Annotated in this window: 27 protein-coding genes; 16 read left to right on the plus strand and 11 right to left on the minus strand. The window is 71.7% G+C overall.

From position 1 onward, the window contains the following. The first annotated feature begins 16 nt into the window (after positions 1 to 16). Together L1857_RS12890 and L1857_RS12895 are read left to right on the plus strand one after the other, a co-directional pair. Entirely contained in the window at positions 17 to 943 is a 927-nt protein-coding gene (locus L1857_RS12890; RefSeq protein WP_249465186.1) for an SseB family protein, read from the plus strand. 385 nt (positions 944 to 1,328) lie between these two features. Continuing rightward, positions 1,329 to 1,697, plus strand: coding sequence for a MerR family transcriptional regulator (locus tag L1857_RS12895; protein WP_240323109.1), 369 nt, complete (start codon positions 1,329 to 1,331; stop codon positions 1,695 to 1,697). A gap of 1 nt (position 1,698) precedes the next feature. Here the strand turns inward: L1857_RS12895 and L1857_RS12900 are convergent, their stop codons facing one another. The 6 genes from L1857_RS12900 to L1857_RS12925 are packed head-to-tail and all read right to left on the minus strand — an operon-like array spanning position 1,699 to position 4,138. After that, positions 1,699 to 2,271 carry an alkaline shock response membrane anchor protein AmaP gene (locus L1857_RS12900; RefSeq protein ID WP_116110045.1) on the minus strand — a complete coding sequence of 191 codons (573 nt, stop codon included), beginning with the start codon at positions 2,269 to 2,271 and terminating at the stop codon, positions 1,699 to 1,701. Further along, positions 2,268 to 2,801, minus strand: coding sequence for a DUF6286 domain-containing protein (locus L1857_RS12905; protein WP_116110044.1), 534 nt, complete (start codon positions 2,799 to 2,801; stop codon positions 2,268 to 2,270). The genes L1857_RS12900 and L1857_RS12905 overlap by 4 nt, the downstream gene beginning before the upstream one ends. Beyond that, a complete protein-coding gene (locus tag L1857_RS12910; protein WP_116110043.1) occupies positions 2,798 to 3,172 on the minus strand; it encodes an Asp23/Gls24 family envelope stress response protein in 375 nt (124 codons plus the stop codon). Before L1857_RS12910 ends, L1857_RS12905 begins: the two co-directional genes overlap by 4 nt. 5 nt (positions 3,173 to 3,177) lie before the next feature. Continuing rightward, positions 3,178 to 3,354: a hypothetical protein gene (locus tag L1857_RS12915; RefSeq protein ID WP_094004916.1), complete on the minus strand. Its 177-nt coding sequence runs from the start codon at positions 3,352 to 3,354 to the stop codon at positions 3,178 to 3,180. Continuing rightward, positions 3,351 to 3,671 (minus strand): hypothetical protein, encoded by a 321-nt coding sequence (locus L1857_RS12920; RefSeq protein WP_233157194.1) that lies wholly within the window; start codon positions 3,669 to 3,671, stop codon positions 3,351 to 3,353. Before L1857_RS12920 ends, L1857_RS12915 begins: the two co-directional genes overlap by 4 nt. Beyond that, the gene (locus L1857_RS12925) at positions 3,668 to 4,138 is read right to left on the minus strand and encodes an Asp23/Gls24 family envelope stress response protein (RefSeq protein ID WP_094004917.1); all 471 of its coding nucleotides are present in this window, start codon (positions 4,136 to 4,138) and stop codon (positions 3,668 to 3,670) included. The genes L1857_RS12920 and L1857_RS12925 overlap by 4 nt, the downstream gene beginning before the upstream one ends. A 201-nt stretch (positions 4,139 to 4,339) precedes the next feature. Between L1857_RS12925 and L1857_RS12930 the strand changes: the two genes are divergently transcribed. After that, positions 4,340 to 4,549: a CsbD family protein gene (locus tag L1857_RS12930; protein WP_094004918.1), complete on the plus strand. Its 210-nt coding sequence runs from the start codon at positions 4,340 to 4,342 to the stop codon at positions 4,547 to 4,549. A gap of 162 nt (positions 4,550 to 4,711) precedes the next feature. On the opposite strand, the gene L1857_RS12935 is transcribed toward L1857_RS12930, so the two are convergent. Continuing rightward, entirely contained in the window at positions 4,712 to 5,008 is a 297-nt protein-coding gene (locus L1857_RS12935) for an alkyl sulfatase dimerization domain-containing protein (protein ID WP_143266171.1), read from the minus strand. Between the two features lie 268 nt (positions 5,009 to 5,276). Here L1857_RS12935 and L1857_RS12940 point away from each other — a divergent pair, with 268 nt between their 5' ends. From L1857_RS12940 to L1857_RS12955, 4 genes are all read left to right on the plus strand, one after another. Beyond that, positions 5,277 to 6,134 carry a helix-turn-helix transcriptional regulator gene (locus L1857_RS12940; RefSeq protein ID WP_116110042.1) on the plus strand — a complete coding sequence of 286 codons (858 nt, stop codon included), beginning with the start codon at positions 5,277 to 5,279 and terminating at the stop codon, positions 6,132 to 6,134. Positions 6,135 to 6,203: 69 nt separating this feature from the next. Beyond that, positions 6,204 to 6,983 (plus strand): SDR family NAD(P)-dependent oxidoreductase, encoded by a 780-nt coding sequence (locus tag L1857_RS12945; RefSeq protein ID WP_249465189.1) that lies wholly within the window; start codon positions 6,204 to 6,206, stop codon positions 6,981 to 6,983. Beyond that, the gene (locus L1857_RS12950) at positions 6,980 to 8,623 is read left to right on the plus strand and encodes an MFS transporter (RefSeq protein ID WP_275895888.1); all 1,644 of its coding nucleotides are present in this window, start codon (positions 6,980 to 6,982) and stop codon (positions 8,621 to 8,623) included. Before L1857_RS12945 ends, L1857_RS12950 begins: the two co-directional genes overlap by 4 nt. Positions 8,624 to 9,188: 565 nt before the next feature. After that, on the plus strand, positions 9,189 to 10,619 hold the full coding sequence (locus tag L1857_RS12955) for a gamma-aminobutyraldehyde dehydrogenase (RefSeq protein WP_116110039.1): 1,431 nt from the start codon (positions 9,189 to 9,191) through the stop codon (positions 10,617 to 10,619). Positions 10,620 to 10,858: 239 nt separating this feature from the next. Here the strand turns inward: L1857_RS12955 and L1857_RS12965 are convergent, their stop codons facing one another. Next, complete coding sequence (locus tag L1857_RS12965; RefSeq protein ID WP_094004924.1) at positions 10,859 to 11,467, minus strand: TetR/AcrR family transcriptional regulator; 609 nt, start codon at positions 11,465 to 11,467, stop codon at positions 10,859 to 10,861. 196 nt (positions 11,468 to 11,663) lie between these two features. Here L1857_RS12965 and L1857_RS12970 point away from each other — a divergent pair, with 196 nt between their 5' ends. From L1857_RS12970 to L1857_RS13010, 9 genes are read left to right on the plus strand one after another with little or no spacing between them, the layout of a single operon-like run. Continuing rightward, positions 11,664 to 13,313: an ABC transporter substrate-binding protein gene (locus tag L1857_RS12970; protein WP_249465193.1), complete on the plus strand. Its 1,650-nt coding sequence runs from the start codon at positions 11,664 to 11,666 to the stop codon at positions 13,311 to 13,313. After that, entirely contained in the window at positions 13,313 to 14,266 is a 954-nt protein-coding gene (locus L1857_RS12975) for an ABC transporter permease (RefSeq protein ID WP_116110037.1), read from the plus strand. The genes L1857_RS12970 and L1857_RS12975 overlap by 1 nt, the downstream gene beginning before the upstream one ends. Before the next feature lie 5 nt (positions 14,267 to 14,271). Continuing rightward, positions 14,272 to 15,171: an ABC transporter permease gene (locus L1857_RS12980; RefSeq protein ID WP_094005001.1), complete on the plus strand. Its 900-nt coding sequence runs from the start codon at positions 14,272 to 14,274 to the stop codon at positions 15,169 to 15,171. Continuing rightward, positions 15,168 to 16,145: an ABC transporter ATP-binding protein gene (locus L1857_RS12985; RefSeq protein ID WP_094004927.1), complete on the plus strand. Its 978-nt coding sequence runs from the start codon at positions 15,168 to 15,170 to the stop codon at positions 16,143 to 16,145. Before L1857_RS12980 ends, L1857_RS12985 begins: the two co-directional genes overlap by 4 nt. Further along, complete coding sequence (locus L1857_RS12990; protein WP_116110036.1) at positions 16,142 to 16,945, plus strand: ABC transporter ATP-binding protein; 804 nt, start codon at positions 16,142 to 16,144, stop codon at positions 16,943 to 16,945. The genes L1857_RS12985 and L1857_RS12990 overlap by 4 nt, the downstream gene beginning before the upstream one ends. A 38-nt stretch (positions 16,946 to 16,983) precedes the next feature. Then, positions 16,984 to 17,454 (plus strand): DUF3237 domain-containing protein, encoded by a 471-nt coding sequence (locus L1857_RS12995; RefSeq protein ID WP_094004929.1) that lies wholly within the window; start codon positions 16,984 to 16,986, stop codon positions 17,452 to 17,454. 2 nt (positions 17,455 to 17,456) lie between these two features. Then, positions 17,457 to 19,142 (plus strand): CocE/NonD family hydrolase, encoded by a 1,686-nt coding sequence (locus tag L1857_RS13000; protein WP_116110035.1) that lies wholly within the window; start codon positions 17,457 to 17,459, stop codon positions 19,140 to 19,142. Next, entirely contained in the window at positions 19,139 to 20,785 is a 1,647-nt protein-coding gene (locus L1857_RS13005) for an amidohydrolase (RefSeq protein ID WP_094004931.1), read from the plus strand. Before L1857_RS13000 ends, L1857_RS13005 begins: the two co-directional genes overlap by 4 nt. Continuing rightward, entirely contained in the window at positions 20,775 to 22,172 is a 1,398-nt protein-coding gene (locus L1857_RS13010; RefSeq protein ID WP_116110034.1) for an NAD(P)/FAD-dependent oxidoreductase, read from the plus strand. The genes L1857_RS13005 and L1857_RS13010 overlap by 11 nt, the downstream gene beginning before the upstream one ends. Before the next feature lie 84 nt (positions 22,173 to 22,256). On the opposite strand, the gene L1857_RS13015 is transcribed toward L1857_RS13010, so the two are convergent. The 3 genes from L1857_RS13015 to L1857_RS13025 all read right to left on the minus strand — a co-directional run bounded on the left by L1857_RS13015 (position 22,257) and on the right by L1857_RS13025 (position 25,647). Next, on the minus strand, positions 22,257 to 23,609 hold the full coding sequence (locus L1857_RS13015) for an aspartate aminotransferase family protein (protein WP_094004933.1): 1,353 nt from the start codon (positions 23,607 to 23,609) through the stop codon (positions 22,257 to 22,259). A gap of 76 nt (positions 23,610 to 23,685) precedes the next feature. Continuing rightward, entirely contained in the window at positions 23,686 to 24,171 is a 486-nt protein-coding gene (locus tag L1857_RS13020; protein ID WP_094004934.1) for an Lrp/AsnC family transcriptional regulator, read from the minus strand. 45 nt (positions 24,172 to 24,216) lie between these two features. Next, positions 24,217 to 25,647, minus strand: coding sequence for an APC family permease (locus tag L1857_RS13025; protein WP_116110033.1), 1,431 nt, complete (start codon positions 25,645 to 25,647; stop codon positions 24,217 to 24,219). Positions 25,648 to 25,805: the final 158 nt, after the last annotated feature.

The raw sequence follows: 25,805 nt of genomic DNA on the forward strand, positions 1-25,805 counted from the left end.
AGAGGAAGTGTCTGGAGTGGACTTTCAGTGGCGCCCGGCCAACGAGGTCGAGAGCGGCATGCTGGCCGCGCTGCAGGACAGTGACAGCCGGCGCTACGCCCAGTTGCTGCGCGAGGCCCCGCTGTACGTGCCGGCCACGCCGGAGCCGGGCGACCCGTGGCCGACGAGCCTGCCGATGCCCGAGGGCAACCACGTCATCGTCTTCACCTCGGAGGAGTCGCTGGACTGGGCGCTCGGCGGCGTGGTGGACAGCTGGCGGGAGACGACCATCGCGGGGTTGCGCGAGATCCACCCCGACCACGCCCAGCTCGTGGTGAACCCGGGCATCCCGATCGGCGTGTACCTGGTGCTCGGCGAGGTCGAGGACCTGGCCGAGGGGCGGCAGGAGCTGGTCCCGGTGGAGGACGTGCAGGACGCGATGGTCGACGAGGTGCTCTCCGAGGTCCGTCGCCTGGTGCTGGAGGAGCTGGGCGGGGACGCCGAGGCCGCCGCGGCGCTGCAGCCGATCAACGAGCTGGAGGAGCGGCTGCGCGACGCGGTGTCCGAACTGGACTTCGACGCGTTCCTGCTCGCGCTCATCGGCTCCGACGTGGTGCTGCCGGCCGCCGAGCCGGTCCCCGACCCGGCGGTGATCGAGACCGGCGGGTTCCCGTGGCGGATCCTCGGCGACGACGAGACGCCGGTGGTGCCGGTGTTCAGCTCCGAGCAGGTGCTCGACGTGGTCGCCCCGGGCGGCGCCCCGCTCGCGACCGTGTCCTTTTTGGACGTGCTGTTGAACTGGCCGGGCGAGGATCACGTGCTGTGCTTCAACCCGGGCACGAGCATGGAGCTGACGCTCCCCGGGAGCAGCGTGCCGGAACTGGTATCGGCGATCGCCGAAGCGGCGGCGGCCGGTGGTCCCGCGGACGGCCAGTCCGGAAACGGTGCCGCGCCGGGAGCCTGATGTGGTCCTGGCGTTGCTCGACCCACGCCTGGCCGCCTGACGAAGAACATCACGCCCACGGCTCGTCCCGCTTCGGCGGTCGCCGGGTTCCAGCAGAGGGCACGAACGCCGCTGGTCTCCCGTCGGGTGGCGGTCACGGCGCCGGCTGTCGCGCTGGTGGCCGGGGCGGTCGCCCCGGGGTGGCCAGCGCCGCCCAGCAGGACCGCCCGGAGCGGCAGCAGGTCAGTCTGGCCTCAGCTTGTCGCTGAAGACGAGCCGACGCCAAGGAGCCGCGCAGTACATCAATGCACCGTAGTCAGTGGTGTTGCCGTCAGCACGCCCGATGGCAGCAAACTCGCTGACCGGCGGCGGAAACCGACCTGGTGACGGAGTTTCCGCCGGCCAGGTGGCGGCCTTCACCGGGGCCACGGTGAAGACCGTGTGGCACCGGCAAAGGCTGCTCGACGAATCACCACGCGACAGCTCCGGCTACCGGCGCTACGGATCCGCCGACCTGCTGCGGCTGGTCCAGGTCCGGACCCCGGCCGAGGCCGGCGTACCGCTGGCCGAAGCCGGGTCCCTGGTCGACGCCGAGGCCGAGCAGCTTGCCGCCGCACTCGACGGTGTCGGACGGCGCATCACCGAGCGGATCGCCGACCTGATCGCCGGCGCGACGCACTGCGACAGCCCGCCGACGGCGACCGGCTCCTGCTGCCCGGCACCGGCATCCCATGACGAGAGACCTCAACCCCCAGCACTGTGCCCGGTCCGCTGAATCACTGGATGCGGCTCACCGTCTTGGTGCTGAACCGGAACTCGACCGTGGTGGGCAGGGCCTCCAGGTCGAGGGCCTGGCGCAGCCGGGGGAGGCCGTCGGTGTCGAGCCGGTGGCGGATGTGGGTGGGATCGCCGTCCTGCTCGACCGTGACGACCAGCGCCAGGGTGGGGTTGTCCTGCTGCCCGGCGAGGGTGCCGCGGGCCGAGTGGACTCCGGGGTAGGTCTCGACTTCGGCCAGCAGCGGGGCGATGGCGGTGCTCGCGCCCAGTTCGGTCCGGCCGGTGTCCGGGTTCTGTTCGAAGCGCCACGTGGTCGTCTTGGGCCGGTGGGCGAGTTGTGCCAGCAGCCAGCGCAGCGCGAGCAGCGCCACCACGATCCCCGCCGCGGCGGCGGCGTAGAGCGCCCACGTGGGTGGCGATGCGGTGCCGGGCACCAGTGGGGAGTCCGGCGCGAGCACGGTGAGGAGGCGGAAGTGGGTGCCCAGGGTGAACGCGCCGGCGGCGAGCAGGACCAGCCCGCAGAGGGCGAGCAGGGTGCGGTTGAGGCGGGCGGGGCGGTTGAGGCTGGTCATGACTGGCTCCTCGCGGCCTTGAGCTTGATCTTCACGGCGGGCCGGCGCGCGGGCGCGATCTGGTCGAGCCGGTGCGCGAGGGAGTGCTCCACGGCTTCGGCCAGCCCGGTGGTGTTGGTGCGCTCGGTGCGCACTCGCGCCGTGAGCGACCGGCCGCGCACTTTCAGCTTCACCCCGTCGACGCCGTCCACGTCGGCGGCGGCGCGCAGGGTGCCGCGGTAGCTGTGGCGGGAGGCGCCGGAGTCGATGGCGGTGTCGCCGGCGGCCAGCGGCAGCACGGTGCGGGCGCCGGGGACGACCGCGCACAGCAGCAGGAGCACACCCAGTGCGGCGGCGACGATGCCGGCGGCGAGCACCGGGGTGTCCGTCCACAGCAGACCGTGCAGAGTGCGGGCTGCCTGGTCGTAGCTGATCCAGGTGGGTTCGTTCAGGAGCATCTGCACGGCGGTGACCGCGACCAGCGCGCCCGCGGCGAGCAGGATCACGGCGACCAGTGCCGCGGGCAGGCTGCGGCGGGGACGGCGTTTCACTGGACCCTCCTACGGGCGCTGACGTCGGAGTGCAGGGCGGTGATCGTGATGTCCACACGCGACACTGTGCGGCCGGTCAGCTCACCCACCCGCCGCACCAGGTGCAGTCGCGCGGCTTCGGTCGTCGCCGTGACCGGCGCGGGGTAGGCGACCGACAGCCGGGCCTGCAGCGTGATCTCGTCGCCCCGCACGCGGGCGGTGACCTGCGCGTCACGGTCGAGGTCTTCACCGTCGACGGCGATGCCGAGTACCCGGCGGGCGGCGCCGCCGACACCGTCCACTTCGGTCAGCGCCATGGTGGCGATGCGCTCGACCGCGCGTTCGGACAGGACGGTCTGCCCGCGCTCCTCGACCGGGGTCGTGGTGGTCATCGGTCTCACCCCCGGTCGCGGCCGGTGAGCTGGGACAGGTCGAGCTTGCCGTCGAGATAACGCCCGGCCAGCAGGCCCAGCGCGCCGAGGACGAGGACGACGAGGAAGGCGCCGAACCCGCCGAAGGCTCCGGCGAGACCGAGCACGAGCCCGGTCAGCAGTCCGATGTGGGTGGTGCTCATGGCAGTGTCCCTTCAGCTGGGCCGTTGTCCTGTGGCAGGAGGTCGGCGATGTGCACGTGGACCGCGTGGCCCGCCGTGCCGGGCTGCGCGGTGACGGCGGTGCGGACGTCGTCGCCGATCCGGTCGGCGGTCGCGGGGTAGCGGCCGATGACGCCGACGGTGATCTCGCCGGGCCGGATCCGGATGCCACGGACGCGGCGGTGCGGCAGGTAGGTGGCGATCTCGCCGAACCGGCCGCCGTGCAGATCCGCCACGGTGGGCTGGGCCTGCACGGCGGTGGCGATGCGGTCGGCGTCGATCCCGACGCCGGCGGTCACTGGACGCGGCCGGTGTCGGCCTGGTCGTCGCCCTCGTCGTCGCTGGGCAGGTGCACGTCGCTGACGTTGATGTTGACCTCGACGACCTCCAGGCCGGTCATCCGCTCCACCGCGGTGATCACGTTGCGGCGCACCGCGCGGGACAGGTCGGCGATCGACACGCCGTACTCGACCAGGATCTGCAGGTCCACGGCGGCCTGCTTTTCACCGACCTCGACCGACACCCCCTGCCCGGCCGAGGCGGAGGCACCCGGGATGCGCTCGCGGAGGGCGTTGAACGCCCGCGCGGCTCCGCCGCCGAGGTCGTGCACGCCGGAAACCTCGCGGGTGGCCAGGCCGGCGATCTTCTGCACCACGGTGTCGGCGATGGTCGTGGTGCCCTGCTTGGTCACCAGCGCGCTGGTGCCGGACTTCTCCACATCCCCACCCGAGTGCTTCGCGGTCGTGGTGGCGGTGGCGTTGGTCATGTCCTTCTCCTTCGGCAAGTCCGGTGGGTCTCGGTGGACGTCGTCGCGATGTCCACACTGGAGAGAACCCACGGCGGGAAGAACGTCACGACCCGATCGTGTGGTTTGGATCTCCGGTGTGAGGTGCACCGGTGCGCCCGTGACGGATCCGCGCGGCCGCTGTCCTTCGGGGCGTACGGATACCGAGGAAGGGAGAACCCCATGTCGTTGGGCGACAAGTTCGAGGCCAAGGCCGAGGACCTGGGCGGGAAGGCCAAGGAGACCGCGGGCCGGCTCAGTGGCGACGAGCAGCTGCAGGCCGAAGGCAAGACCGACCAGGTCAAGGCCGCGGCCAAGGGCGCGGTCGAGAAGGTGAAGGACGCGGCGGGCGACGTGGCCGACAAGATCCGGGGCGCCGTCGGCAAGGCCTGACCGAGGGGCGGACCGGTGGCACGCACAGGGCGGCCACCGGTCCTCCCGCGGCCGTTGCGCCCGTCTGGCCCGCTCGACACCGTGACCAGCAACAGCCGCCACCCGGCGAGGTAGACCAGATCCGCGCGCCTCAACGGCGCGGGAAGTGCGCTGCGAACGTGCTCAGAACGCCCACTGGGTGCGGCCGCTGGTCCGGGTGCGCAGTTCCTCGTCGCGGCAGGCGCCGTCGAGGACCGCGGTCGATTCGGCGACCGTCCAGCCGTAGACGCCCTTGGCCATGGTGGAGGTCGCGGTCTTCTCCAGCGCGTGGAACACCTCGGCCCGGACGCGGTGCGCCTCCGTGCCGTCCGGGCCGGCGTCCACCGCCATCTGGGCGAAATGTCCGGCCAGCCGGTGTTCCCCGCAAGCGAGGAGTTCGAGCGCCCGGAGGCGAGCATGGCCGGCGCCCGCGGCTGCCATCCGCACCCTCCACCGGCCAGCGCCACCGCCCTCGACCTGTTCGGACGACGCCCTCCGCGAACGCGAGGAGTTCACCGTCTCCGTCAACCTCCCCCCTCGGGATCGGGACTGCACGGCCGAATGGCTGGTGGAACCACTCGCCGGCCGTTCTCGAGACAGCTCGGATTACCGGGCCTTGACGACCAGGTATGACTGGTTGGCGAGCTCCCGTCCGGTCGGATTGACCGGACGGGATCTCGGCGAGCGCGGTGGCTTCTACCATGGAGGAATGGACGTTTCCCGGCTCCCCGCAGACGCACGACAGCGACGCAGCGCCGAGATTCGCGCGTTCCTGCGCTCGCGGCGGGCCCGGTTGGCGCCCGAGGATGTCGGGATGCCCGCGGGCGGCGCGCGGCGTACGCCGGGGCTGCGCCGTGAAGAGGTGGCAGTGCTCGCCGGTGTCGGAGTCTCCTGGTACACCTGGCTCGAACAGGGCCGCGAGATCAACATTTCGGCGGATGTCCTGGACGCCATCGCCCGGGTCCTGCGCCTCGACGACGAGGAGCGCGAACACCTGTATCTCCTGGCTGGGCTCAACCCGCCGCCGCACCGGCAAGCGAACCGCGAGGTCTCTCCCGCGCTTCGGCGGCTGATCGACGGCTGGCTGCCACGCCCCGCCTACGTGATCGACCGGCACTGGAACTTCGTCGCCGTCAACCGCGCCGCGAATCTGGTGTTCGGGTACGGCGAAGACGACTACAGCTGCCTGGTGAGTTTCTTCACCAATGCGGCCTTCCGCGCGTCGCTGTGCCACTGGGAAGATGGTGCGCGGGCGATCGTCGGCCAGTTCCGGGCGGACGCGGCCCGTTATCCGGACGATCCGGAGTTCGGCCGGCTTGCGGCCGACATGTGCGCGGCGAGCCCTGCCTTCGCCGACATCTGGGCGGAGCACCCGGTCGGTAGCGCGACCGAGGGCATCAAGACCGTCCGGCACGCGGAGTCCGGCGAGCTCGTCTTCGAGTACACTGCGCTGCCGCTTTCCGGCCTGCCCGGTCACCGGCTGCTGCTGTACACGCCGGCACCGGACACCGGCACCCAGGCCCGGCTTGCCGCCCTGCTGGCCGCGCAGAAGCAGACCGAGCGCTGAGGGTGGTGGTGGCAGACCCAGGTCCGACCGGCACTCCCAGGCGCGCGGCGGCCGGTCGACGATCGGCGTATGAAGCGGTTCACCAACAAGACGGTCCTGGTCACCGGCGGTACCAGAGGCATGGGGTTCGCCACCGCGCGCCGGCTCCTCGACGAAGGCGCCTACGTCGTCATCACCGGACGCGACCAGGGGCGCGTGGCGGAGGCCGCCGCCCGCCTGCACACCGAGCCCGAGCGGGTGCTCGCAGTCGCGGCCGATGTGGCCTCCCGCGCCGACCTCCGTCACCTCATGCGGCGCGTCGAGACGTGGCGCGGCAGCCTGGATGCGATCTTCGCCAACGCGGGTGTCGGAATCTTCAAGACCACCACCGAGATCACCGACGACGACTTCGACCACGTGGTCGGTGTCAACTTCAAGGGCGTCTTCCTCACCGTCCAGACGATGCTGCCCCTGATGCGGGACGGCGGTGCCGTGGTCATCAACGCGTCGTGGACCCTCTACCGCGGGCTGCCCATCGCCTCCGTCTACTCCGCGAGCAAGGCCGCCGCACACAACCTCGCCCGGACCCTGGCAGCCGACCTCGCGCCACGCGGCATCCGGGTCAACTCGGTCAGCCCCGGCTACATCGACACGGCGATGTACCGCGACGCCAACCCGGAGCCCGGCGCCGAAGCCCGGAATGCCGCTGAGGTGGCTCTCGGCGGCCTCGGGCACCCGGACGACGTGGCGGCGGCCGTGGCGTTCCTGGCATCCGAGGACGCCTCCTACATCACCGGCCAGGACCTCGTCATCGACGGCGGCCTCGTCGGCGCCGTGCCCGTGGCGTCACCGCGGAGTGTGCCGGCGTGAGGCTGCCCACGGGCGGACGGACGGGCAGCGCACGGCCCGCGATCACCTGCACCGCCATACTCCTGGTTCTGCTGATCCTTCCGACTTCGGTGACGGGGTCGGGGGTGGCGCTCCCGCACATCCGGCGCGATACCGGTGCGTCACTGGACGCCCTGCAGTGGGTCGTGCACGGCTACAACCTGACCTTCGCGAGCTTCATGCTCGCTTGTGGCTCGCTGGCCGACCGGTTCGGCCGGCGCCGCGTGTTCATTGGGGGCGCGGTGCTGTTCACCGTGGCGTCGCTGGTGAGCGCGGCCACGAGCGACATCCTGCTGCTCGACGTGATGCGCGGCCTCGCCGGTGTCGGTGCCGCCGCATTGCTGACCAGCGGCAGTGCCATCCTGGCCACGAGCTTCGACGGCGCGGCGCGTACCCGGGCGTTCGCCGCCGTCGGCATCGTGACGGGTGGCGGGCTGGCCATGGGAGCCATGGCCGCGGGCACGCTGGCGGACGCCCTGGGGTGGCGCTGGTTCTTCGGGCTGCACGCGCTGCTGATGCTGCTGGTGTTGCTCGCCGTCCCGTTCCTGCCCGAATCGCGGGGCGCGGTGACGGCCCGGGTGGACTCGGTGGGCACCGCGACGTTCGTCACCAGCCTCTTCCTCCTCATGCTCGGTGTGGTCGAGGGCCCGCGGTGGGGGTGGGGCAGTGCCGGCGTCGTGGGGCTGCTGGCCGGTTCGGTGGTGTTGATGGTGGCGTTCGTCCTGGTGGAGCGACGCGCCCGGCATCCGATGCTCGATCTGAGACTGCTGCGCAACGCCAAGTTCATGGCGCTGTGCCTGATCCCGGTGGTCGTCTCCTTCTCGTTCGTGATCCTGCTGCCGCTCCTGCCGAACTACCTGGTGGCCGCGAACGGCGCCTCCAGCAAGACGGCCGGCGCCACGATGCTGCTGATGACGCTGCCGATCCTGGTCACCCCGCTCCTCGCCGCGAAGCTGATCCGGTGGGGGTTGACCACGCGGCACGTGCTCGGCCTCAGCTTGGTGTGCCTGACCGGCGGGGTCACCTGGCTCGCAGCGGTCCTGCAGGCCGGCATGAGCCTCACGGCGCTGTCCGGCCCGCTGATCACACTCGGGGTCGGGCTCGGCCTCAACTTCGGGCTGATCGACGGTGCGGCACTGACCGTGGTGGCGCCCGAGGCCACCGGCACCGCGGCGGGCTTGCTCAACGTGCTGCGGCTGGGCAGCGAGGCCATCGCCATCGCGGTGGTCGGCACGGTGCTGGTCGACCTCGTGCAAGGTTCGCTGGGTGACGGCCTGGGCGGCTTTCCCGCCTATCGCGGAAGGGCCGGCGAGTTGGCCGACAGCGTGAACGCCGGCGACCTCACCGGCCCGCTGTCCGAGGTGCCGGCCGAAATCCGGCCGGAGTTCTCCGACTTCGTCACCAGCGGGCTCACCGGCGCGTGGCAGACGGTGCTGTGGGCAAGCGCCGCCATCTGTGCGGTGCTGTCCGTTCTGATCTACGTCATGCTCGCCGGACCGAGGCGCGGACAGTCGCGTGCCGCGGCAGGCGCCGAGCCGCGCCGGGACCATCGGGCGCCCCACCCGGCGGGCCGCGTGGGAAGCGGTCCTCGACCTGCCGCGGAACGAACTCCGGAACCCTGACGGCCTCCATGATGCGGTGAGCGGTTGACGAGATCCCGTCCGAGCGTGGTGATCGGACGGGATCTCGGCGTTGGGTTGTTCGGCAGCTTGTGGCGGTTGGCGGAGCTGGTTTCCGGGTGCGGGAGGGGTCGTTGTCTTTGCGGTGCGCACCGCCCCGGCTGGAGTGACACCCAAGCGTCACTCACCAACCGGTGTGCTCGCGGCCGTCCTGGTCTACCAGGCCGTGCTGCGGGCCCCGGTACCGTGGCGTCGGCGCGATCGCAGCTGCGGCACACCACGTTCTCCTCGGCCACCTGGCCGGCGAATCGGCCGCGGCCGCCGGGCTCGCTCACCAGCTCATGCTCGGGCAGGTCGGGGTACCGCTGGGCGGGTGACCGCCGATGCGCGTTCTGACCCCCAGCCGCTGGTCTGCCCGGGCACGAAGTCCGTGCCGACCACACCCTCGCGGCCGTCGCCGCGGCCACTCGTCTTCGATCTCGGTCGGCTCGAGGTCCCAGCCCACCGCAACGAATTTAGTTGCCGAAAGGCGTTGACTCCGCTGAATTAGTGGTGTTCCATGCGTCACATGGACACGCAGCACATCCGCAACTTCGTCGACGGCAAGGCGGTCGACGCCGCTGACGGTCGGACCCTGGACCTGGTCGACCCGGTGACCGGCGCCGTCCACGCCACGTCCGCGCTGTCCGGGCCCGCCGACGTGGACGCCGCGTTCGACGCCGCCGCGAGGGCCTTCGAGACCTGGTCGGAGACCACCCCGGCGGAGCGGCAACGCGCGCTGCTGCGGATCGCCGACGCGCTGGAGCAGCGCGCGGACGAGTTCGTCCGGTGCGAATCGGCCGACACGGGCAAACCGCTCGCGCTCACCCGCGACGAGGAGCTGCCGCCCGCGGTCGACCAGATCCGCTTCTTCGCCGGCGCCGCCCGGGTCCTGGAGGGCAAGGCCGCCGCCGAGTACCTGGCGGGCCACACCTCGTTCGTCCGGCGGGAGCCGGTGGGCGTGTGCGCTCAGGTCACCCCGTGGAACTACCCGCTGATGATGGCGGTGTGGAAGATCGCCCCGGCGCTCGCGGCGGGCAACACCGTCGTGCTCAAGCCCGCGGAGACGACGCCGGGCAGCACGGTGCTGCTGGCCGAGCTCGCCGCCGAGTTCCTGCCGCCCGGCGTGCTCAACGTCGTGTGCGGGGACCGCGACACCGGCCGCGCGCTGGTCGCGCACCCGGCCCCGGCGATGGTGTCGGTCACCGGCTCGGAGCGGGCGGGCATGGAGGTCGCCGGCGCCGCCGCGGCCGGCCTGAAGCGGGTTCACCTGGAGCTGGGCGGCAAGGCGCCGGTCGTGGTGTTCGACGACGCCGACATCCCGGCCGCGGCCGAGGGGATCGCCGCCGCCGGGTTCTTCAACGCGGGCCAGGACTGCACGGCGGCCACCCGCGTGCTGGTGCACGACGCGGTGCACGACGAGTTCCTGGCCGCGCTGACCGAGCAGGCCAAGGCCACCCGCACCGGGCGCCCCGACGACCCCGACGTCGCGTACGGGCCGCTGAACAGCCAGGCGCAGCTGGACAAGGTCGCCGGGTTCCTCGACCGGCTCCCGGATCACGCCCGCGTCCACAGTGGAGGGTCGCGCGTCGGCGACGCCGGGTTCTTCCACGCCCCGACGGTGGTGGCCGGGCTGCGGCAGGGCGACGAGATCGTCACCGACGAGGTGTTCGGCCCGGTCATCACGGTCCAGCGGGTCGGCGACGAGCAGGAGGCGATCCGGCACGCCAACTCCGTCCGCTACGGGCTGGCGTCGTCGGTGTGGACCCGGGACCACGGCCGCGCGATGCGGATGGCCAAGCGGCTGGACTTCGGTTGCGTGTGGATCAACACCCACATCCCGATCGTGGCCGAGATGCCGCACGGCGGGTTCAAGCACTCCGGCTACGGCAAGGACCTGTCGATGTACGGCCTGGAGGACTACACGCGCGTCAAGCACGTCATGAGCGCGATCGGCTGACCCCTCAGGCGCTCGCTCCCCTCAGAGGTCCTAACGGATTGAGTGTTTCTTGAGCCGGTGCGGGCTCGATCGACCGGGCTCGTCCCGGTTTTCGGTCTCCTTTTAGCGCCCGGACATGCGAGTCGTCGATCGCGGCGCGGGACCAGTCGATCAGTCCGGCCGCGTTCAGCTTGGCCTCCCACCACAAGATCGACAGCGGGAGACATCAAAACACACCAAGATCATTCTGTTACGACCCCTCAGCTGCCCGCGGCGGACTTCCCGTTCGCGGGCAGCAGCATGCGCAACACCCGGCGGCACAGCCCGCCCACCCGCCGCGCCCGGACCGGGCTGACGCCGGTCTCCGACAGGTGCGCGTTGCCGACCGCCGCGCACAGCATCAGGTACGCGATGTCGCTCGCCTCGCGTTTGGGCAGGGCGTGGCCGCCCATCAGCGCGCCGGTCAGCGTGTCGAGGATGTCGTGGTACTCGTCCACGAACTTCTTGCGCAGGTCCTCCGTGCGGCGGGCTTCCTCGAACAGCGCCAGGAAGACGGCCAGCTCGTCGCTGGGTCCGTAGAACCCCGGGTGGAACAGGTAGTCCAGCACGCCGTCGGCCCGTTTCCGGTCGTCGTCGATCCCGCGCACCCGGTCGAAGGCCTCCCGTCCGGGCGCGTTGATCCACTCGGCGAGCGCGGCCACCTGGTCGTGCCGGTTGCCCAGGTAGTGCCGCACGTGCCCGCGTGCCAGCCCGGATTCCGCCGCCACGTCCTCCAGTGACGTGCGGGCGAACCCCGACCGCGCGACGCAGCGGGCGAACGCGCTCAGGATCTGCTCCTTGCGTTCGGCGGCGAGACTGCTCCGGCCCACCGTGCTCTCCCTTCCCGGTCCCTCGTCTGCACGGTAGAGGATATCCGGCCGCCGTGGCGCGTCCGGAGCGCTGGACGAGTTTTTGTTAGTCGGTATTGACTAACTATGGCCGGGGGCACAGAATGATGCCACTCATCCTCGACCGAGGGCGACCGGATCGACGTGGACCCGGGCACCGCCTCGGAGGGAGATTCCCGTGACCAGAAAGCATCTTTCGCGCCGCCGGATCCGTCGTGCCGCGGTGCTCGTGTCGGCCGGCGCCCTCGCGGTCACCACGGGCTGCGGAGGCGGTGGCACGAGCGGGTCCGTCACCCCCGCCGACCTCGTGGTCTCGACCCCGCCCGCCGCCGGCGAGATCGACAAGGTCTCCTGGGCCCTGCCGATGGGCGAGCCGGCGACGGTGGATCCGGTGAAGGCCGGGGATTACTCGCCCAACACGGTGGTGAGCAACCTGTGCGAGCCGCTGATGCGGCTCACCCCGGACTTCTCCGTCGAACCGGGTCTGGCCGAGAGCGTGACGCGGCCGGACCCCACGACTCTGGTGTTCACCATCCGGCCGGGCGTGAAGTTCTGGAACGGCAACCCGCTCACCGCGGCGGACGTCGTGCACAGCCTGCGGCGCAACCTCGACCCGGGAAACCGGCCCGCCCACGCCGACGTCTTCAAGCACGTCGCCGACATCGTCCAGAGCGGGCCGATGCAGGTGACCGTCACCTTCACCAGACCCGACGAGCAGTTCCTGGACAGCATGGCCGGTTCGGTGAGCGCGGTCAGCGAAAAGTCCTTTGTGGAGAGAGCCGGGGACGGCTACGGCACCCCCAGCGTCGGCGTGATGTGCACGGGGCCGTTCCGGTTCGGCCGCTGGGTCCCTGGCGAGCGCGTCGTGGTGACCCGCAACGACGAGTACTGGGGGACCAAGGCGAAGGCGAAGGAGTTCGACTTCGTCTTCTTCACCGACGACAGCACCCTGACCACCGCGCTGGTCGCCGGTCAGATCGACGGGACCTACGAGGCGCCCATCGGCAGCCTCGACACCCTGCGCGGCTCGCCCGGCGGGAAGCTCTACTTCGGACCGTCGACCCAGTCGCTGAGCATCGGCCCGGCGACGACCACCGGCCCGGCCGCCGACCCGCGGGTGCGGGAGGCGCTGGACTTGGCGATCGACAAGACCAGCCTGATCGGCAACGTGCTGCACGGCGCCGGCGCGCCGCTGAAGACGTTCACGCCGCCGCTGTCGTGGGCGGGCGACCCGGCCAAGCCGGTGTTCGACGCCGGCTACGCCGCCCTGCCCGACACCTCCAAGCCCGACCTCGCCCGGGCGCAGGCGCTCATCAGGGAGGCCGCGCCCGCCGCGGAACCCCTGACGCTGGCCATCCCGTCCGGCGACCAGACCGGCCTGCAGACCGCGACGATCGTCCAGGCCGCGGCGAAGCAGATCGGCCTCACCCTGGACATCCGGCAGATGCAACCCACCGAGTTCAGCGAGCTGTTCTACGACCCGGCCAAGCGCCAGACCGTCGACCTGGTGATCGCGCAGGGCTACATCGAGGTGCCGGGGGTCTACTACTACTCGCCCGGGTTCGTCCTCCCCGGCGGCGTGTTCAACTGGACGGGCTGGCGCGACGCCGAGGTCGAGAGGCTGATGACCGAGGGGCAGCAGGCCGCCGACCCGCAGGTGGCGGCGGAGAAGTTCGTGGCCGCGCAGAAGGTCTTCGCCCCGGCGCGGCTGCAGATCAGCCTGGCCCAGCTGCACGAGCGGCTGTATATGAGCAACACCATCACCGGCGCGCCCGCGTCGTTCGCCTACATCGGCTCGGCCTGGGCCGCGGCCGTCGGGAAAGCCTGATGGGCGCCCAGATCGGCCGGTTCGTCGCCCGGCGCCTGGGCGCGCTGGTGGTGACCCTGCTGGCCGCCAGCCTGATCATCTACGGCGCGCTCCACCTCAGCCCCGGCGACCCCGCCGCACTGCTGGCGGGTGGCCGCAACCCCAGCCCGGAAACGCTGGCCGCGATCCGCGCGGAGTACCACCTCGACGACCCGTTCTGGGCCCGGTACTGGCATTGGCTGTCCGGCGTGTTCCAGTGGGATCTGGGCAAGTCGATGTCGTTCGGCGACCAGGTGTCGAACCTGATCTCCGCCCGGCTGACGAACACGCTGTTCCTCGTCGGGTACGCGGCACTGCTGATCATCTTCTTCGGTCTGGCCACCGGCATCGCCGGCGCGCTCGCCGGGAAGGCGGTCAACACCGTCATCACGACGACCACCAGCCTGCTGATGGCGGTGCCGACGTTCGTCGCGGCGATCGTGTTGATCTGGTTGTTCGCCACCAAGCTGAACTGGCTGCCGGTGTTCGGGTCGGGGACGGGTTTCGGCGACCGGATCGAGCACCTGACCCTGCCCGCGCTGGCGCTGACCGCGTCCTACATCGCCTACGTGAGCCGGGTGATCCGGTCGGCGCTGTCGTCGGAGCTGCACGGGGAGCACGTGGAGACCGCTCGCAGCCGTGGGGTCCGGATGCCGTCGATCGTGCGCAGGCACGTGCTGCGCAACGCGGCGGCGCCGGTGCTGACCGTCTCGGGACTCACCGTCGCCGGGCTGATCGCCGGGACGGTCGTGGTCGAGCAGGCCTTCGGTGTCAGCGGCATCGGGTCGCTGCTGGTGCTCGCCGCGCAGAAGCAGGACTTCGTCGTCGTGCAGGACATCGCCCTGCTCATGGTGGCCGCGTTCGTCGTGGTGAACACGGTCGTCGACCTGGTGAGCGCGGTGCTGGACCGGCGCCTGCTGCGGACGGGGGTGTGACCGGGATGCCCGAAACCCCTCTGCTGGCGGCCGAGGCCGTCCCGGCGGCCGGCGTCCCGCGCCGCCGTGGCTTCGGCCGGCTCCGGTCGGTCGCGGCGGTCGGTCCGATCGGGACGGTGGCGGCCGCGGTGTGCCTGCTGCTCGTCGCCGCCGCCGTGCTGGCGCCGTGGATCGCGCCGCACGACCCGAACGCCGTGGACGCGAGCAACGTGTTCGCGCCACCGTCGGCGGCGCACCCGCTCGGCACCGACGACACCGGGCGGGACCTGCTGTCCCGGCTCATCCACGGTTCGCGGCTGAGCCTGCTCGGGCCGTTGCTGGTGACGGTCATCGCGGCGACGCTGGGGACGATCCTGGGGGTGTTGTCCGCATGGCGCCGCGGGTGGCTGGACGCGGTCCTGTCCCGGGTGTTCGACGTGCTGTTCGCCTTCCCCGGCGTGGTGCTGGCGATCCTGGCCGCGGCGATCTTCGGTGCCGGGTTCCTCGCTCCGGTGATCGCGCTGTCCCTCGCGTTCCTGCCGGTCACCGCGCGGGTCATGCGCTCGGCCGCGCTGCGCGAGCGGAACCTGCCCTACATCGAGGCGCTGCACCTGCAGGGCGTGTCCGGCCTGGCGATCTGCGTCCGGCACCTGGTGCCCAACCTGATGCCGTTGCTGCTGGTGCAGGCCACCGTCGGGTTCGGCTACGCGATGCTCGACCTGGCCGCGATCTCGTTCCTCGGGCTCGGCCCGCAGCCGCCGGACCCGAGCTGGGGCGTCATGGTCGCCAACGGCAAGTCCGCGATCCTCGGCGGGCACCCGGAGCAGTCCCTGTACGCCGCGATCGTCATCGTCGTCGCCGTGGTGGCCGTGAACCTCGTGGGGGAGCGGCTGGCGGTCCACTACGAGATTGGTGAGTCATCATGACAGCGCCGTTGCTGCGGGTCTCCGACCTGCGGGTGTCGATCCGGCGGTCCACGACGGACGTCCGGCCGATCATCCGGGGCGTGAGCTTCGACATCCGGGCCGGGGAGGCGGTGGGCCTGGTCGGCGAGTCCGGCTCGGGCAAGTCGATGACCGCCCGGTCCATCATCCGGCTGCTGCCCGGCAACGCCGAGACCAGTGGTGAGATCACGTTCGACGGCGACTCGGTCACCGGCCTGACCCCGGCCGGTCTGCGGCGGATGCGCAGCCACTCGATCGCGATGATCTTCCAGGACCCGCGGGCGCACATCAACCCGGTGCGCACGGTCGGCGACTTCCTCTGCGAGGGTCTCGTGCTCACCCGGGGCGTCCGCCGCAGGGACGCGCTGCGGCGGGCCCGGCAGCTGCTCACCGACGTGTGGATCCCGGACGCGGACCGGCGCCTGCGCCAGCATCCGTACGAGCTGTCCGGCGGACTGCTGCAGCGGGTGATGATCGCGGCCGCGCTGGCGATCGAGCCGCGGCTGATCCTCGCCGACGAGCCGACGACCGCGCTGGACGTGACCACGCAGGAGGAGGTCATGGCGATCCTCGACCAGCAGCGGCGCCAGCGCGACCTGGCCCTGCTGTTCATCACGCACGACCTGGATCTGGCCGCCGCCGTCTGCGACCGGACCGCCGTCATGTACGCGGGCCGGATCGTGGAGACCGCGGCCACCGGCGACCTCCACGCCCGCGCCACCCACCCCTACACCCGGGCCCTGCTGTCCGCGCGGCCCACGACGGGGGAGCGGCGTGCGCGGCTGGCGACCGTCCCGGGTCGCCCGTCCGCGGCGTGGGAGGTGCCGGGCGGCTGCGCCTTCGCACCCCGCTGTCCACTCGCGACGGAGCGGTGCCGGCAGGACGATCCGGCGTCGCGGACCGTGGGGGACAGCGTCGTCGCCTGCCACCACGCGCAGGTGGGAGCCCCGGTATGAGCGTCCCCCTCCTCGACGTGCGGAACCTGCGCAAGGTCTATCCGGGCCCGCGCCGCGGCGAGCTGGTGGCCGTCGACGACGTCAGCTTCGCCGTGCAGCCCCGGACCTGCCTGGCGATCGTCGGCGAGTCGGGGTCCGGCAAGTCCACCTGCGCCCGGATCATCGCGGGGTTGGAGCGCGCCACCGCGGGCACCGTGGCCGTGGACGGGGACGCGTGGCACACCGGGCGGCCGGGCACCCGGGAACGCCGCCGCCGCGCCCGGATCGTGCAGATGGTGTTCCAGGACCCCTACCAGTCACTGGACCGCCGGCAGACGGTCGGCGGCTGCCTCGAGGAGAGCCTCCGGCTGCACTTCGACCTGACCGGCGACGAGCGGAGCGCCCGGGTGGCCGCCCTGCTCGACCTCGTCGGGCTGACCGCCGACCACGCCCGGGCCCGCCCGCGGCTGCTCTCCGGCGGCCAACGCCAGCGCGTCGCGATCGCGCGGGCGCTGGCCAGCGAACCCCGGCTGCTGATCCTGGACGAGGCGGTCGCCGCGCTCGACGTGTCGATCCAGGCGCAGATCCTCAACCTGCTCGCCGACGCCCGCGAGCAGACCGGCGTGGCGTTGCTGTTCATTTCGCACGACCTCGGCGTGGTGCGGCAGATCGCCGACGAGGTCGCGGTCATGCACCACGGCGCGATCGTCGAGCACGGCCCCGCCGCCACCGTTCTCGACGCACCCCGGGACCCCTACACCCGCCGCCTGCTCGACTCCGTTCCGCGCCCCGGCTGGCGGCCCACCCTGCGGCCGGCGTGACCCGTTTTTCGTTCGTCCCCACCAGAGGAGTTGCCACCATGCCGTTGATCGAGCCGACGTTGCAGTTCGCTTTCGAGGCACGCGTCGACATCGCCGAGCCGCTGTGGGTCGGGCGGGCATCCGAGGAAGAGGTGATGTTCACGCCCATCACGGGCGGGACCGTGTCCGGGCCGCGGCTGACCGGCGTGGTGCTCCCCTACGGCGGCGACTGGTCGACCACCCGCGGCAAGGGCAAGGAAACCGAACTCGACGCGCGGTACCTGCTGCGGGCCGACGACGGCGGCACCATCGACATCCACAACCGCGGCTGGTACCGCGCCGGGCCCGACGTCGAAAAGCGGCTCCGGGCCGGTGAGGACGTCAGCGAGGCCGAGTACTACTACCGCACCTTCCCGGTGTTCCGGACGGACGCCCCGGCTCACGCGTGGCTCAACTCGACGGTGTTCGTCGGCATGGCCCGCGCCGAAGCCATCGACCAGGTTCGCATCCGCTTCTTCGCATTGGACTGAACATGCACATCGAACGCATCGGCCCGGCCGAGCGCAGCCCCCTGGCCACCGAGGTGATGGTGCCCATGCGCGACGGGGTCCGGCTCGCCACCGACGTCTACCTCCCCGGCGGCGACACCACGCCGGGCCCGGTGATCCTGACCCGGCTGCCCTACGACAAGAACGGCGGGTACACCGCGCTGCCCGAGGTGGCCGAGTACTTCCTGCGGTTCGGCTACCGCATGGTGGTCCAGGACGTGCGCGGCAAGTTCCGCTCCGAGGGCGAGCGGCTGCTGTTCGTCAACGAGGCCGACGACGGCTACGACACGATCGACTGGATCACCAAGCAGCCGTGGTCCAATGGAATCGTGGGCATGTGGGGCGACTCCTACTACGGCTTCACCCAGTGGGCGGCCGTGTCCACCGCGCACCCCGCGCTGCGGGCGATCGCCCCACGGGTCACCGGCACCCGGCTCGGTGAACTGGCCGCGCCCATCCCGGGCACGCACACCCGCGAGGTGGAGATGGGCGTGCACCGGATGTACCCGCTCACCATGTTCCACGACCAGGACATGCTGATGTGGCAGATGGACTGGACCACGTTGCCCTACCACGACACCGTGGAGAAGTTCTTCGCCCAGGTCGGCAGCCGGTCGGCGTCCTACGACGTGTGGTACCCGAACCCGGTGCGGCTGCGCCGGTTCCGCCACGGCAGCCCGTTCGACGCCCCGGCCGTCCCGGTGCTGATGACGATCGGCTGGTGGGACAACTGCGCGCCTTGGCAGTGGCAGGACCACCGGGAGATCCAGCGGCGCCCGCACTGGGCGATCAACGAGTACCTGCTGATCGAGGCCATCGACCACGAGAGCAACTCGCACTTCGACCGGCCCTGGCTCGGCGGCGGCGCGCGGCCGACGCCGGAGGAGCGACGCGCGACGCTGCCGCGGTACCTCGGCCCGGCGGTCGAGTTCTTCGACGTCTTCCTGCGCGGTGCCGGAAAGCCGGCCGACATCCCGCGGGTGCGCTGGCAGCTCGCCAACGCCGATCCGTCGTTCCGGGTGAGCGAAACCTGGCCGCCGCCGGAGACCACGACGATCACCCTCTACCCGTCGGACGCCACCGCGGCGCGCGGGAAGGCGCCTGGTGGCGTCCTGGGTCCCGATCGCCCGGCCGCGGGCGTGGAGGCGACCTGGAAGCACGATCCCACCGGCCCGGTGCCGTCACTGGCTCCCGATCCCTTCGCGTACCTGCTGTTCCACCCCGATCAGCGGGGCAACCTGGACCGGCCCGACGTGCTGGTGTTCGGCGGGCCGCCGCTGGCGGAGCCCCTGGACCTCGTGGGTCCGGTGTCGTTGCGGGCCCAGGTCCGCGCCGACGGCCCGGAGCTGGACCTGTTCGCGAAGCTGTTCGACGTGGCACCCGACGGCTCGGCGCACCTGATCGCGCGCGGCCAGGTCACCGTGCTCGCCGCCGGGTACGACCGGGATGTCGAGGTCGACCTGGGGCACGCCGGCTACCGGCTGCCCGCCGGGCACGCGCTGGGCCTGGCGATCGCCGGCAGCGACGCGCCCGAGTTCGTGCCGTTCTGGGGCCAGGAGGGCAACCGCTGGGCCCAGACCACGGCGTCGGTGACGACGCAGTCGATCACGCTCGGCGGCCCGTCCGGTGCCGCGCTCAGCCTCACCGTCCACCGGGGGACCGGCTCATGAGCACGACGGTCTTCCGGAACGGCGCTGTCTTCTGCGCGGACGCGGCGCGATCGGTGGCCAGCGCGGTCGCCGTGCGGGACGGCGTGATCGTCGCGGTGGGCGGGGATGCGGAGGTCGCCTCGATCCGGGCCGGCGACGTGGTCGATCTCCACGGCCGGCTGCTGCTGCCGGGTTTCGTCGACGCGCACGTCCACCCGGTGATGGGCGGGCTGGAGCGGCTGCGGTGCGACCTGAGCGGGCTGGCGACCGCGGACGAGTACCTGGCCGCCATCGGCGGCTACGCGGCGGCTCATCCCGATCGGGCGTGGATCCTCGGCGGCGGCTGGTCGATGAGCGCGTTCCCGCGCGGCTGCCCGACCGCGGCGGTCCTCGACCGGACGGTGCCGGACCGGCCGGTCTTCCTGCCCAACCGCGACCACCACTCGGCCTGGGTGAACACCCCGGCACTGGAACTGGCGGGCATCTCCGCGGACACGCCGGACCCCGCCGACGGCCGGATCGAGCGGGACGAGCACGGCCTGCCCACCGGCACGCTGCACGAGGGCGCGATGGCGCTCGTCGAACGGCTGGTGCCCGCCCCGGCGCAGGCCGACTTCGACGCGGGGCTGCGGGAGGCCCAGCGCCACCTGCACTCGCTCGGCGTCGTCGGCTGGCAGGACGCACTGGTCGAAGTGGACGGTCCGGGCGCGTCGGTCCATGCGGCCTATCTGCGGGCGCAGCGGGAGGGCACTTTGACGGCCCGGGTGACGGGTGCGTTGTGGTGGGACCGCGCGTGCCCGCCCGACGGCGTCGCCGACCAGGTCGCCGCACTGGTGAAGCTGCGCGAGGAGACCGCCCGGCTCGGCGGCCGGTACGACGTCGGCACCGTGAAGGTGATGCTGGACGGGGTCGCGGAGACGTTCACCGCCGCCATGCTGGAGCCCTACCTGGACCGGTGCGGGCACCCCACCGGCAACCGCGGGCTGAGCTTCCTCGACGCGGAGCTGGCGAAGGCGGTGACGATCGCGCTCGACGCGGCCGGCTTCCAGGTGCACTTCCACGCCCTCGGGGACCGCGCGGTGCGCGACGCGCTGGACGCCATCGCGGCGGCCCGTGCCGCCAACGGATCGTCCGGCCGGCGGCACCAGCTCGCGCACCTGCAGGTGGTGCACCCCGACGACGTCCCGCGGTTCCGGCGGCTCGGTGCGACCGCGAACCTGCAGGCGTTGTGGGCGACGCACGAGCCGCAGATGGACGAGCTGACCATCCCGTTCCTCGGCGACGAGCGCGCGGCCCGGCAGTACCCGTTCGGTGATCTGTTCCGCGGCGGCGCGACGCTGGCGATGGGCAGCGACTGGCCGGTGAGCTCGCCCGATCCGCTGGCCGCGGTGCACGTCGCGGTGAACCGCGTCGGCTACGACGCGCCGGCCGGGACGCCGCCGCTCGGCGCGCACCAGGCGTTGCCGCTGCCCGTGGCGCTCGCCGCCTACACCGCGGGTTCGGCGTGGGTGTCTCGTGTGGACACGGGCACGATCGCCGTCGGCAGGCCCGCCGACCTCGTGGTCCTCGACCGGGACCCCTTCGACGGGCCGGTCGGCGAGATCGGCGCCGCGAGGGTGGCCCGCACCTACATCGACGGGCGGCTCGTGCACGATGAACGCTGACTCCGCCCTGCGCGACGCGCGGGAACTGCCGTTCTGGCTCGACCAGCCGGACTGGCGGCGCCCGCCCAGCGAACCACTGCTCGGGACCGATCGCTGTGACCTCGTCGTCATCGGCGGTGGGTACGCGGGCCTGTGGACGGCCCTGCTGGCGAAGGAACGCGACCCGGGGATCGACGTCGTCCTGCTCGAAGCGCACCAGATCGGCTGGGCGGCGTCCGGGCGCAACGGCGGGTTCTGCGCCGCCAGCCTCACCCACGGTCTCGCCAACGGCGTCCAGCGGTTCCCGGCCGAGATCGAGCGGCTGGAGCAGCTGGGGCGGGCCAACCTCGACGCGATCGAGTCCGCGGTGCACCGGTACGCCATCGACTGCGACTGGCAGCGCACCGGCGAGCTGACGGTGGCGACCCAGCCCTGGCAGGTCGACGAACTCGCCGGAACCCGGGCGCTCGCCGCGCGGCACGGCACCGAGTTGCGCCTGCTGGACCGGGACGAGGTGCGGGCCGAGGTCGACTCACCCACCTACCTCGCGGGACTGGCGGACCCGGACGGGGTGGCGCTGGTCGACCCCGCCCGGCTGGCGCGGGGGCTGCAGAACGCGTGCCAGGCCCTCGGGGTGCGCATCCACGAGGGCACCAGGGCCGACCGGATCGAGCGGGACGGGGCCGGCATGCGGATCGTGACCGCGACCGGGGTGCTGCGTGCCGGGAAGGTGGCGTTGTGCGCGGGCGTGTTCGGGCCGCTGCTGAAGCGCCTGCGCTGGTACCTGGCTCCGGTGTACGACCACGCGCTGGTCACCGAACCCCTGACGGCGGACCGGCTCGCCGCGATCGGCTGGGCCAGGCGGCAGGGGATGAGCGACGCGGGAAACCAGTTCCACTACTACCGGCTCACCGCGGACGACCGGATCCTCTGGGGCGGCTACGACGCGATCTACCACTACGGCAGCCGGATCGCGCCCGATCTGGAGCAGCGCGACCGGACCCGCCGCCAGCTCGCCCGGAACTTCTTCGTCACCTTTCCCCAGCTGGCGGGGATCCGGTTCACGCACACCTGGGGCGGGGTGATCGACACCTGCACGCGGTTCAGCCCGTTCTTCGGCAGGGCTTGTGGCGGCCGGGTCGCCTACTCGGCCGGGTACACCGGGCTCGGCGTCGGAGCCACGCGGTTCGGGGCACAGGTGATGCTGGGCTTGCTCTACGGCCGTGACCTGGAGCTGACGTCGCTGGAGATGGTGCGCCGGAAGCCGGTGCCGTTCCCGCCGGAGCCGTTCCGCTACGCCGGGATCCAGTTGACCCGGTGGTCGCTGGGCCGGGCGGACCGGGGCGGCGGGCAGCGAAACCTGTGGTTGCGCACCTTGGACCGGCTGGGGGTCGGGTTCGATTCGTGAACCGCGAGGGGCGGCTGCCGAAGGTTGAGGGGTTTCCGGCCGGACCGGGTGGCCTCCGCGGGCCACCCGGTCCGGCCGGATGGGTCAGAGCCGCGACCACGCCTCGGTGAAGGCGGTCCGCAGGATCTGCTCGATCTCGTCGAACTGCTGCTGCCCGCAGATCAGCGGCGGTGACACCTGCACGACGGGCTCGCCGCGGTCGTCGGCCCGGCAGTAGAGGCCGCCCTCGAACAGCGCCGTCGACAGGTAGCCACGCAGGACCCGTTCGCTCTCCTCGGCGGTGAAGGTCTCCTTGGTCGCCTTGTCCTTGACCAGTTCGATGCCGTAGAAGAAGCCGGCGCCCCGCACGTCGCCGACGATCGGGAGATCGCGGAGCTTGTCCAAGGTGGACTTGAACGCCTGCTCGTTCGCGCGCACGTGCTCGTAGAGACCGTCGCGCTCGAAGAGGTCCAGGTTGGCCAGCGCGACCGCGCAGGACACCGGGTGCCCGCCGTAGGTCGAGCCGTGCATGAACGTCGTGTCGCCGTGGCGGAACGGCTCGGCCAGCCGGTCGCTGATCAGCACGGCCCCCAGCGGCGCGTACCCGGAGGTCAGTCCCTTGGCGGTGGTGATGATGTCCGGCTGGTAGCCGTATCGCTGCGCGCCGAAGGCGTGCCCGAGCCGGCCGAACGCGCAGATCACCTCGTCCGACACCAGCAGCACGTCGTAGGTGTCGCAGATCTCCCGGACCCGCTCGAAGTAGCCGGGAGGCGGCGGGAAACACCCGCCGGTGTTCTGCACCGGCTCCAGGAACACCGCGGCCACCGTGTCCGGTCCCTCGAACTCGATCGCCTGCGCGATCTGGTCGGCCGCCCACCGCCCGTAGGCCTGGTAGTCGTCGGCGTGCTCCGGCGCGCGGTAGAAGTTCGTGTTCGGCACCCGCAACCCACTGGGCACGAGGGGCTCGAAGTCCTGCTTCGCGCCGGGGATCCCGGTGATGGACAGGGCGCCCTGGGACGTGCCGTGGTAGGCGAGGTGGCGGCTGATCACCTTGTGCTTGCCGGGTTTCCCGGTGAGCTTGAAGTACTGCTTGGCCAGCTTCCACGCGGTCTCGACGGACTCGCCGCCGCTGACGGTGAAGAACACGCGGTTCAACTCGCCCGGCGCCTCGCCGGCGAGCCGTTCGGCCAGCTCGACGGCGGTCGGGTGGACGTAGGACCACAGCGGGAAGTAGGCCAGCTCCGCGGCCTGCTTGGCCGCCGCCTCGGCCAGTTCACGCCGGCCGTGGCCGGCCTGCACCGCGAAGAGCCCGGCGAGCCCGTCGAGGTAGCGGCGGCCGCGGTCGTCCCAGATGTAGGCCCCCTCGCCGCGGACGATCAGCGGGACCTCGTCCTTGTCGTAGGCGGACAGCCGGCTGAAGTGGAGCCAGAGGTGGTCGCGTGCGGCGGTCGGGGTCATGAGTGTCCTCGCAGGGCTTCGGGCTGTACCTTCCCCTACGTTTATCGCACATCAAGACCCTGGAGGCAACTAAAAACTACCGTGTACCCCACTGATACGACTGTTTCCGTAGCTTGAGGTAGGTCAGCGTCTCGATGTCACGCACCCCGGGGATGGTCCGGATCCGGTTGGAGAGCAGGTCGAGCAGCCGGTCGTCGTCGGGGCACACCGCCTCGCACAGCAGGTCGTACTTGCCGGCGCAGATCACCACGTAGTCGATGTGGTCGAGCTCGGCGAGCGCGTCGGCGACCGGCTCCAGCGGGCCGTCGACCTTGAGCATGATCATCGCCTGCCGGAACAGCCCCACCTGCATGGGATCGGTGACCGCGACGATCTGGACGACCCCGCTCTGGGTCAGCCGCGCGACCCGCTGCCGCACCGCGGCCTCGGACAGCCCGACCGCCTTGCCGATGGCCCCGTAGGGTCGCCGGCCGTCCTCCTGCAGCTGCTCGATGATCTTCTTCGACACGTCGTCCAGCGGCGCGGCGACGGACGGCTCGGGCGTGGTTGAGTTCTTGCGCACGGCCGCATCATCGCCGCGCCGCCGGAGCGCGGCAACAACCGGGGCTTACGTGTCGGCCGGCACCGCCACCGGAGCCGGGTCCGCGACGGGCTCGCGGTGCCGCGTGAAGTACGGCGAGCGCCGCACCCAGGCGATCGTCATCGGCACCAGGCCCAGCGCCAGCGCGCCGAGCCCGATCGCGTTCACCTCGGCGTCGTTGGTGAGCACCGCCTGGATGAAGATCCACAGCAGGAACGCCGCGCCGAGCAGCGGCCACAGCCCGACGAACACCAGGTTCCGGACGGACTTGAGCAGCTCGCGGCGATACGTGATCACCACCGCGAGCCCGGCCAGCCCGTAGTAGAAGGCGATCTGCAGGCCGATCGCGCTGATCGCGGCGGTCAGGATGGTCCCGACCGAGCCGAGGAAGTTGGACAGCACGAACAGCGCCAGCGCCACGGCGGCGACGATCACCGTGGCCAGCCAGGGGGTGCGCCACTTCGGATGCGTCCGCCCGAGCGCGGCGGGCAGGGTGCGGTCCCGGCCCATCGCGAACATCGTGCGCGTGACCTGGACCAGCGTCGTCTCCAGCGTGGCGATCGTGGACAGCATCACCGCCAGCGACAGGATCTTGCCGCCGGCCCCCGGCCAGATCGCCTGCCCCAGCACGTCGAGCAGGTTGCCGCTGTCGGCGGCGATGGTGTCCGCGGACAGCAGCATGTTCACCATCACCGTGAACGCCAGGAACAGGCCGAGCACCACGAGCACGCCGGTGATACCCCCGGCGCCGGCGGCGCGCCGCGCGGATTTCGTCTCCTCGTTGAGGTTCGCGCTGACGTCCCAGCCCCAGTAGTAGAACGCGGCGACCAGCGCCGCGGCGGCGAACCCGCCGAACCCGTCGAAGTGGCCGAAGCCCAGCCAGGACCAGGAGAAGGACTGCACCGCGATCTGCGGCGCCCTGGCGAAACCGGCGACGACGAAGCCGGCCAGGATCGCCACCTCGACCCCGGTCATGATCCACTGGACGCGGGCCGTGACGTGGGCGCCGAGCAGCACCACGATCGCCATCACGAGGAACCACCCCGCGCCGACCACCGTGACCAGCGCGGTGTTGCCGGCGAGGTCCGGGTTGAACAGCGACAGCGTCAGCGCGCCGGCCGGCAGCGACCCGGCGACCATGAACAAGGTCGCCGACACCACCAGTGCCCACCCGGACAGGAACCCGAGTGCCGGGTGCAGGGCCCGGCCGACCCACGCGTAGCTCGCCCCCGCGTTGACCTCGGCCCGGCCGAGGTAGCTGAACGCCCAGGCGATACCGAGCATCGGGATGCCGCAGTACAACAGCGCGGCCGGGCTGGCGAGGCCCGCGGCCGCGACGAGAGTCGCGGTGGTGGCGGCGATCGAATAGGCGGGGGCGCTGCCGGCCACGGCCATCATCGCGGTGTCCGCCGCGCCGAGTGCGTTGGCGCGAAGCCCTGGGGAATGTCCTTCGGTCATGCGCGGCCTCCGTGAGGTGAGGAGAAGCGTTGCCCCATTGAAGGTTCTGATACCGAAGCCGTCAAGCCTTTGGGCGACTAAATTCGTGTTACCGAGCTGAGGGGGCGCTTGATATCGTTGTCGGCTTGCCTGGGTGAGGGCGCCCGGCGCCGGCGCCC

Origin of the sequence: Amycolatopsis thermalba, from assembly GCF_023376025.1 — a bacterium.
GTDB classification, from domain to species: Bacteria; Actinomycetota; Actinomycetes; order Mycobacteriales; family Pseudonocardiaceae; genus Amycolatopsis_E; species Amycolatopsis_E thermalba.